Below are 2663 nucleotides of genomic sequence, written 5' to 3' on the forward strand. Positions count from 1 at the left end.
AAAACTTAGTTGTTCTAACTTCTCTAATAGACTCAAAAGCTAGAACAGATGAAGCCTTAGTTAATGAAAGTAATTTTAGTGAAATGATTACTGAAAAAAGAAATCTAGTAGCTAATATATATGAACTATATGCTTTAATCTTAAAAAAGGGTGTTACTCAAGATAAGCAAAAGGAAATTATATCAGATTTAAGAGAACTAATTGATTATTCTGATGAGGATATAAGCATACAAATATCTCATTTAGAGAAAGATATTAAATCTACTAAAGATATTAATACTAAGATTATTATCAGTAGCATAGCTGTGATTTTACAGGAATTAAATCATTTAAGTACATTGAAGAAATTTGCTTAATTTATGAATAAATTATTAATAAAAAAAGAAGCTTTAAACGATAAGTTTTAAGCTTCCTTTTCTATATTTATGCAATCGTAAATAAAAAATAATGAATTGAACAAAATATATAAAAGTACTTTTGATTTTTCCACAGTTATTAAATTTCAATACTACCGTACAATTATTTACATCTCTACCTACTTTATAGCATTTAATATATTATTATAAAAAATCCCTGATTTACTTGAAGATATATGTAACCCATCATATGAGTGTAAAAGATATCCGTTATTATCAACGAATCCTGTTGTTGTGTTTATAAACTTCACATTAGATTTACTAGAGCAAAATGCTTGTATTTGATTATTAAAATTCCTTATGCTAGCATTAAATTTATCAGGATTTGCTCCTGTGAAAGTTTTTGCCACAGGGAATACTTTTTGAACATAAATAGTTTTGTTTGGATATTTATTTACCAATTTATTTATTAATATTTTTGTATCTGTAATATTTTCACTAGTGCTAGCTCCGTTAACTCCTATTAATAAACAAATACCTTCTACACTGCTATTACTTGGCATTGAATCAACTTTATCTAGCCAATAAGAAGGTCTACTTCCACTTTTAGCATGAACATATACTTTTGAATTTTGCGATTTTATTACATTGGATATACCAACTGTAAAAGAATCTCCTATGAATAAGAAATTATTTAAGTTTGTCCTTTTTGTAGAAGTTATATTCGCTTTTGATGAAGTAGTTGTATTTGGTGATGTTTTAATAGAAGAAGTCGTACTTTTAGATGAAGATGACTTATTTCCTGAGCTTATGTATCTACTATTTACATAAGCATATTCACTTCCATATTTTATTTGATACCACCCACTATAAGATGTTGTATCTACTATTTCTACTTGACTTCCTTTTGATAAAATTCCTAATGTTTCGTAGTTTGTACTAGGTCCTTTCCTTACATTTAAAGTAGTTGTATTATCAATAGTTCCTATCTTTAACACAGGCTTTGTTAAAGTTAAATTCTTATTAAAGCTTATATATTCTCCTTTTACATAAGCATAATCATTGTTATATTTTATTTTATACCAATTATTACTCATTTTTTCAACTATTTGTACTTTATCACCTTTGTATAAACATCCTAAATATTCACTACTTGTGGAATTATTATCTCTTACACTTAGAGCATCTACTGATACAACTCCTGTGGAAATAACTTGAGGTGTACTGTCTTTAATATTTGAAAAATCTCCTATGTAACTATTGTTTACATATCCATACGAATTTTTATATTTTATTTTATACCATCCATTAGATGATGTTGATACTATTTCTACAGATTCTCCTTCTAATAAAGTTCCTAAAACAGAATAGTTTGTACTAGCTCCACTTCTTACATTTAAAGCTGTCGACATTACTTTTCCTGTTTTTGTAGCTAAACTTTTTTTATTAGCTATAGATTTATCATCTGTATCATTATTTGTATTTTGCTCTGCATCAACTTTTTTTGTAGCAACTACTCCACTCATCATTGTAGCAGCTACTATTGTAGATAAATGTTTTTTTATCTTTTGATTTAACATCGTCTCCCCCCATATCTAGTTATGTTTATATTTTATATTTAAATTATTGAATACTTTTATAAGATAGTACAACTTTTTAATAATTATATAATAAAGATTACTTCCTAATCTAATTGACAGGAATATACTTATATACCACTATTTTTTACTATCAATAAATAATTTTTCTACATAAAAACGAATATGATAATTTTAGTACTAAGTCAAATCTTCTCGGATCATTTTCATGTATTTTTTGTAAAGGACTTTTAATTCCATATATTATCACTTATTCAATTTCACTATCGATTATATACTATCAAATATAAATTATCTACTAGCTCAATATATAAATTAATCCTTTTTGCATTAGCACTTATGCTACGATCAATCAAATAAGCTATTGAATGTTCAAATAAATAACCTAATGATATCATATATTTAATAAGTACTAGAGCATATTATATACTCTCTTTATTAAACATATTGTTTTAATTATAAAGCTTTATTTTATACTAAACATTTTAACATAATTTGTATCTATTTGTTATATACCATACAATTATGCTACCTAAAAGTATTTATATACAAATAAAGATGGTATCACTTTTAATACCATCTTTCCAACATGCTAATTTATACAAATTCACACTCAAGCTTACTCAAATCATAATAATACCCAAGATACTTAAAAAATATCTCTTCCAACTCATCCTTCTCCAGCATAGGACTCATAACAATAGGGTAA

At 25.5% G+C, this 2663-nt stretch carries 2 protein-coding genes; one reads left to right on the forward strand and one right to left on the reverse strand.

Features of this window, described 5'->3' with window-relative positions:
• Window positions 1–356, forward strand: a 356-nt coding sequence (locus J7G74_RS11855) for a hypothetical protein (protein ID WP_297135622.1), incomplete at its 5' end; no start/stop codon positions are given.
• A 179-nt stretch (window positions 357–535) separates the two neighbouring features.
• On the opposite strand, the gene J7G74_RS11860 is transcribed toward J7G74_RS11855, so the two are convergent.
• The gene (locus J7G74_RS11860) at window positions 536–1936 is read right to left on the reverse strand and encodes an SH3 domain-containing protein (RefSeq protein ID WP_297135624.1); all 1401 of its coding nucleotides are present in this window, start codon (window positions 1934–1936) and stop codon (window positions 536–538) included.
• Window positions 1937–2663: the final 727 nt, after the last annotated feature.

Source organism: Terrisporobacter sp. (assembly GCF_017888745.1).
Lineage (GTDB): Bacteria > Bacillota > Clostridia > Peptostreptococcales > Peptostreptococcaceae > Terrisporobacter.

Excerpts from the sequence above, each read along its gene's own strand:
- J7G74_RS11860 (WP_297135624.1), bottom strand. The coding sequence starts at position 1,936 with ATGTTAAATCAAAAGATAAAAAAACATTTATCTACAATAGTAGCTGCT.